The 6,179-nt window shown below is 58.2% G+C and carries 6 protein-coding genes; 5 read left to right on the top strand and 1 reads right to left on the bottom strand.

Going from position 1 to position 6,179, the window contains the following annotated elements; translation table 11 throughout:
* On the bottom strand, positions 1 to 633 hold a 633-nt coding region (locus V6C07_RS10200; RefSeq protein WP_333536348.1), incomplete at its 3' end, for an MATE family efflux transporter.
* Positions 634 to 882: 249 nt separating this feature from the next.
* On the opposite strand from V6C07_RS10200, the gene V6C07_RS10195 reads away from it, so the two are divergent.
* From V6C07_RS10195 to citF, 5 genes are all read left to right on the top strand, one after another.
* The gene (locus V6C07_RS10195) at positions 883 to 2,205 is read left to right on the top strand and encodes a 2-hydroxycarboxylate transporter family protein (RefSeq protein ID WP_333536347.1); all 1,323 of its coding nucleotides are present in this window, start codon (positions 883 to 885) and stop codon (positions 2,203 to 2,205) included.
* A gap of 138 nt (positions 2,206 to 2,343) precedes the next feature.
* Positions 2,344 to 3,459, top strand: coding sequence for a hypothetical protein (locus V6C07_RS10190; protein WP_333536345.1), 1,116 nt, complete (start codon positions 2,344 to 2,346; stop codon positions 3,457 to 3,459).
* A 190-nt stretch (positions 3,460 to 3,649) separates the two neighbouring features.
* Positions 3,650 to 3,922, top strand: a complete 273-nt coding sequence (gene citD / locus V6C07_RS10185) for a citrate lyase acyl carrier protein (RefSeq protein WP_333536344.1) — start codon at positions 3,650 to 3,652, stop codon at positions 3,920 to 3,922.
* A complete protein-coding gene (locus tag V6C07_RS10180; protein WP_333536343.1) occupies positions 3,922 to 4,776 on the top strand; it encodes an HpcH/HpaI aldolase/citrate lyase family protein in 855 nt (284 codons plus the stop codon). Before citD ends, V6C07_RS10180 begins: the two co-directional genes overlap by 1 nt.
* Before the next feature lie 158 nt (positions 4,777 to 4,934).
* Positions 4,935 to 6,179, top strand: a 1,245-nt coding sequence (gene citF / locus V6C07_RS10175) for a citrate lyase subunit alpha (RefSeq protein ID WP_333536342.1), incomplete at its 3' end; no start/stop codon positions are given.

The following is a 6,179-nucleotide window of genomic DNA, read 5'->3' as shown; positions in this document are numbered from 1 at the left end:
CAAGACATTGCAGACAAAGCCCGCACAGGACGCGCCAAACGTCGTCCAGGCCACGGCCGCATAGCCCATACGCGGCAAACCCCACCAGCCGAGACCCAGCCCGGCGCTGCCGATAAAGTTGATGCCCGCCACAAAACAGAGCGTGGCCGTGGGCAGCCAGACCAGCTTGTGCGCCCGAAAAACGGAGTTGAGCATGATCAGACTGTAATAGAACGGCAACTGCGCGGCATACGCCAGACCAAAGGTGCGCGCCACAGGCGCAAGATGTGCCGGAACCATGCGTTCAAGAGGCAGAGCAGCCAGAATGCCCGCAGCCAGAAGCGCCACCAGCGATCCCGCTGAAAATGAAAGGCAGACGATCAGGCCGGAATAACGCCGCGCACGTAAAATTTTTCCCGCGCCCAGCGACTGGCTGACCATCGCCATGCAGCCGCTGCCCACAATGGCTGTGAGCAGCATGAGCAGCGAGTATACCTGCGCGATAAACCCGAGCGCGGCCAGAACGCCTTCGTCCAGCTGTCCCGCCACCCAAAGATCGGTCATGGACATGACCATGTGGCAAAACATCAGCCCCAGTTGAGGGATAGTAAGGCGGGCCACTTCGCGCGCGGAAACGGGATTTGCATCGGACATGCGGCATAATGGCGCATGACATTTTACAAGTCAAACAAAGTTAGCTTTAAATAACAATAACGGATTCACATTTTTCCAGGCCTGTTCCAAAGGCATGCGCCTGCACGGCTCCACAGGCCATACGCGCCGGGCAAGGCTGTCATTTTGGCCGCTTACATAACTTTCAAAACTCACTATAAAATTACATAAAAAGACTTCTTCCCCGCTGCCGGATATAGAAAAATCAAATTCCGTCAGGAGGGTTTACCCATGCAAAAGACAGAGGATTCATCAGGCAGCCTTTTCAACAGGCTGTGCGACTTCAAGATCGGGCCGGTTCCCCTGCCGCTCTATCTTTGCTTTGCCATCATCATTTTTCTGGCCTCTTATTACGGCAAGCTGCCCAAAGACATGATCGGCGGTTTCGCGGTCATGCTGGTTATGGGCATACTGCTGGGCGACATGGGCCTGCGCATTCCCGTGCTGAAAGACATCGGCGGCCCGGCCATTCTTTCCATCTTCATTCCTTCAGTGCTTGTGTATTACAGCCTGCTGGACGGCCCCGCCAAAGCGGCCATCATACATTTTACCTCCGGTAAAAACGGGGGCGCGAACTTTCTTTATTTCTACATCGCCTGCCTGGTGACGGGCAGCATTCTCGGCATGCTGCGCGAAGTGCTCATCCAGGGGTTCTTGCGCATGTTCGTACCGCTGATTCTCGGCACGCTTGCAAGCTGCCTTGTGGGGACTGCCGTGGGAACCCTGCTCGGCCACGGAACGTTTGAAACCTTCTTTTACATCGTTATTCCCATCATTTCCGGCGGCGTGGGCGAAGGCATTCTGCCTCTCTCGGCCGGATATGCTGAGATTCAGGGTACGGACCCCGGGCGCTTTATCGCCATGGTGGCCCCCGCCGCCATGCTCGGCAACGTTACCGCCATTATCTGCGCGGGCATTCTCAAACGCTATGCCCTGAAAAACCCGCACCAGACCGGCAACGGCAAACTTGTGCGCGTGGGCGACGACAACCTGAACCTCAAGCAGGAAGAAGAACCCATTGACGTAAAAATTCTGGGCATGGGCCTGCTGACCGCCTGCTGCTTCTACCTTTTCGGCATGCTGGTCAATATTTTCATTCCCATTCCCGCCCCGATCATCATGATCCTTTCCGCAGCCATCGCCAAGGCCACGGGCATTATGCCCCGCGTGGCGGAAAAAGCGGCGTACCAGTTCTACCTGTTTGTATCCAAAAACCTCACATGGGCGCTTCTTGTGGGCGTGGGCGTGTGCTTTACCCCCTGGCAGGACGTGGTTGCCGTCATTCAGCCCAGTTATATCATCACGGTCATGTCCACGGTTCTGGCAATGGTCGCCACGGGCTTTTTCAGCGCAAAATTCCTTAACATGTACCCTGTGGAAGCGGCCCTGGTCACAGGCTGCCACAGCGGTCTGGGCGGAACCGGCGATGTCGCCATTCTTTCGGCTGCCGGGCGTATGGAGCTTATGCCCTTTGCGCAGATATCCACCCGCATCGGCGGTGCGGCCGTAGTGGTCGCCGCCGTGATCCTTATGCGCGTGTTCTACGTGGGATAAAACACGGCAACGGCATTCTGACGGGTCTCGGGAATCCGCATGAAGGTCTGGAGCATTGCCCGCACAACAGATAAAATGCTCTGACAAACCCGGCTATCCCGCGCAAGACGCGGGATAGCCGAAACCGCCGGAAAACATATGCAGGGCTACTACGAAATCATCACCGGCCATGACCTGGCCCAGGCGGAAAAGCTGCTTGCAGAGGCTGGCCTGCGCCTGCCGGACGGCCACACATACGGTCTCGGTTTTTATGAAGACGGCCGCATGGCTGCCTGCGGTTTTCTGGCGGGCGACATTCTTTGCGGCATCTGCGTGGCCGCGCATGCGCGTGAGGGCGGCCTGTCCACCGCAATCCTGAGCCGCCTTGTGCTGCACGGCAGGCAGGAAGGCGTCCGTCACTTCTTTATCTTCACCAAAGCCTCTGAAGCTCCCAAGTTTGAAGCCTCCGGCTTTGACCTTGTGGGCAAAAGCCAGGACGCCGCCCTGCTGGAAATGGGGCGTCCCTGCTATGCCGACTGGCTTGCCGCCGTGCAAAACGTCATTGCCGGACACAACTGGAACGAAGGCAGGCAAAGCGGACAGAACACGCAGCCCCCCCGGACAACAGATGCCAGCGGCGCTTGCGCCGCAGCCTTTCATCTTGGCGCCATTGTCATGAACGCCAACCCCTTTACCCTGGGGCACGACTACCTTGCCCGCACTGCGGCTTCGGCCTGCGAACGGCTGCTGGTCTTTGTGGTGGAAGAAGAACGCTCCGTTTTTCCCTTTGCCGTGCGTCTGGCCCTTGTACAAAAAGGGCTTGCGGACGTGGGGAATATCCTTGTGTTGCCCGCCGGGCCATACATGGTTTCACGCGCCAGTTTTCCCGCCTATTTCACCGCCGATGCCAGGGTGGGAACAGTTCATGCCATCCTGGACAGCACCATATTCGCCACGCGCATAGCCCGCGACCTTGGTATAGAAGCCCGGTTTGCAGGCTCCGAACCTTTTGACCCGGTAACTGCGGCGTACAACGACGCCATGCGGGACGTATTTCAAGAGCACGGCATCATGTTTCGAGAAATCCCCCGCCTTGAAAAAAACCATACCGCCGTCAGCGCCTCAAGAGTGCGGGCCTTGCTGGGGCAGACCGCCTCCCCGGCGCCCTGGCCCGAACTCGCCGGACTTCTGCCGCAGGCGACTCTGGATTTCCTGCGTTCGGAGCAGGGAGCGGCGCTTGAAGAAAAACTTAAAAATCATACAGGGCGGCATTGACCAGGCGTTGTTTAAAGCAATTTCACTTTGAAATTGTTCTGGCGGCTGCGTGAGCAGAAGGCCGCCACAAAAGCCCGAGATCTGTTTGTTTGCGCTGTTAAGCGCCGCAACAACCGTTTAAAAAAATTGAGAATACCCAATCTCAAACTCTATGCCCCAGAGCTGGCAACCTGCCATCAAGGAGAAAGCTATGTCTACACAATGCAGTGCCGCCGCAGGTACGCTGGAATCCAACGATATTTTCATCACCATTACAGCCACCGGCGAAAAAGGCGTCTCCATCAACCTCAGCAGCATTGTCATGCACCAGTTTGGCGATGACATTAAAGCCGCCATACAGCAAAGCATGGACGCCTCCGGACTTGATGGCGTGGAAGTGACAGCGCAGGACAAGGGAGCGCTGGAATGCACCATCAAGGCGCGTATGGAAACCGCCATCGCCCGCTTCAAGGAGAAAATGTAATGCGCAACAGAACATTTCTTTTCATGCCCGGCAACAATCCCGGCATGCTTGCCAGCGCGCAATGCCTGGGCGCGGATGTTGTCATTTTTGACCTTGAAGACGCCGTGGCGCAGCAGGAAAAAGACGCGGCCCGCACACTGGTGCGCCACGCGCTCGAAGAGCTGCGCCCTCAGGGCGTGGGCATAACCGTGCGCATCAACGGGCTGGACACGCCGTACTGGCAGGCCGATATGGAGGCGGTTGTCCGCGCGGGAACAGATTTTGTCATGGTTCCCAAGCTTGAAAATGCGGAGCAGGTGCTGCAAGTGGCACAGGCCATTGAAAGCGCACGGGAAAAATACCACGTCACGGCCCAGATCAAGGCACTGGCTATTATCGAAAGCCCCCTTGGCCTGGAAAACGCCTACGCCATTGCTTCTGCGCACAAGGCCCTGCAAGGCATTCTTCTGGGCGCGGAAGATTTTACGGCGGCAATGGGTGCGCAACGCACGGCCGAAGGGGCCGAGATCGCCCATGCGCGCGCCCGCCTCGTCACAGCGTGCAAGGCTGCGGGCATTCTTGCCATCGACACGCCCTATCCCTTTGTGTCCGACCTTGAGGGGCTGGAAAAAGACGCCGCCTATGCCGTGCAACTCGGCTTTGACGGCAAGGCCGTTATCTCGCCCCACCATGTGCATCGGGTGAATCAGGCGTTCATGCCTGCGCCGGAAAAAGTCAACTGGGCCAAGCGTGTGATGGCCGCCGCCCGCAGGGCTGACGAAGAAGGCAAGGGGGCGGTTTCTTTGGACGGCATGATGATTGACCTGCCCATTATCAAAAGGGCGGAACGCATTCTGCTTCTGGCCGACGCCTAGGGCATTCTGGCTTTGAGAATATACATTATCAGAGCTTCAAGACGCTCACTACGGCGCTTAACAGCGCAAACAGTTGCGCTTACGCCTTCGTGGCGGCCGTCTGATGACGCTGCCGCCAGAACAATTTCAGAGTGAAATTGCTCTAAGGGGATATTTTCATGAAACGCAAACATATGGCTTCCATTACCGACGCTCTGCGCCAATGCGGCCTCAGGGACGGCATGACCCTGTCCTTTCACCACCACCTCCGCAACGGGGACCATGTGGTGAACATGGCGATGGACGCCGTGGCCGCACTGGGCGTCAAGGACATAACCGTTGCCTGCTCTTCGCTTTTTCCCGTACACGAGCGCCTGATAGAGCACATCAGGGCCGGGGTGATCACCGGCCTTGATACAGACTACATGAGCGGCCCCCTGGCAAAAGCCGTGACTGACGGCATCCTGCCGAGGCCCGTCATGTTCCGCTCGCACGGTGGCCGGCCCCGCGCCATCGGCGAAGGTTCGCTCAAAATAGACATCGCCGTGGTGGCCGCGCCCGCCGTGGACGGCCTGGGCAACATAACGGGAACCGAAGGGCCGTCGGCCTGCGGCTCGCTGGGCTATGTCATCCCGGATACCCGGCATGCAACAAAGGTCATCGCCGTCACGGATCATGTGGCGGCAGGCGGTCTGGGCCGCGTGAGCATACCCCACGACGTGGTGGATCATGTGGTGGTAGTGGACAAGATTGGCGATCCGGCCGGTATTGTTTCCGGCTCCATCAGTCTGACCAGAGACCCTGTGGCCCTTGCCATCGCCCGCAATGCCCAGGCGGTCATACGGGCCTCCGGCCTGCTGCAGGACGGTTTCTGCTATCAGACCGGCGCAGGGGGCGCATCGCTGGCCGCCTCTCTTTTTCTGCGAGAAGACATGCGCGCCATGAAGCTGCACGGCGGTTTTTTACTTGGCGGCATAACCAGATATATGGTGGAAATGCTTGAAGAAGGGCTGTTTGACAACATCTTTGACGTACAGTGCTTTGACCTGGACAGCGTGAAGTCCATTGCCCGGAACCCGCGCCATGTGGAAATATCCGCCGACACCTACGCCAATCCCGGCAGAAAAGGCAACTGCGTGGACTATCTGGACGCCGTGCTGCTGGGCGCCACGGAAATTGATCTCGATTTCAACGTCAACGTGACCACCGACTCCAACGGAAAAATTATCGGCGGTTCCGGCGGCCACAACGATGCCGCCGCAGGGGCAAAACTGACCGTCATTGTCGCACCGCTGGTGCGCGCCCGCCTGCCCATTGTGGTGGAAAAATGCACCACGCTTACCACCCTCGGCTCCACAGTGGACGTTCTTGTGACCGAACGCGGCATCGCCGTGAACCCTGCCCGCAAGGAGCTGGCCGACAGG

The organism is Desulfovibrio sp. 1214_IL3152 (assembly GCF_036763055.1).
Taxonomy (GTDB): domain Bacteria; phylum Desulfobacterota; class Desulfovibrionia; order Desulfovibrionales; family Desulfovibrionaceae; genus Desulfovibrio.
Note: the sequence above shows the minus strand (reverse complement) of the source record. Positions and strands in the feature narration are given on the sequence as shown.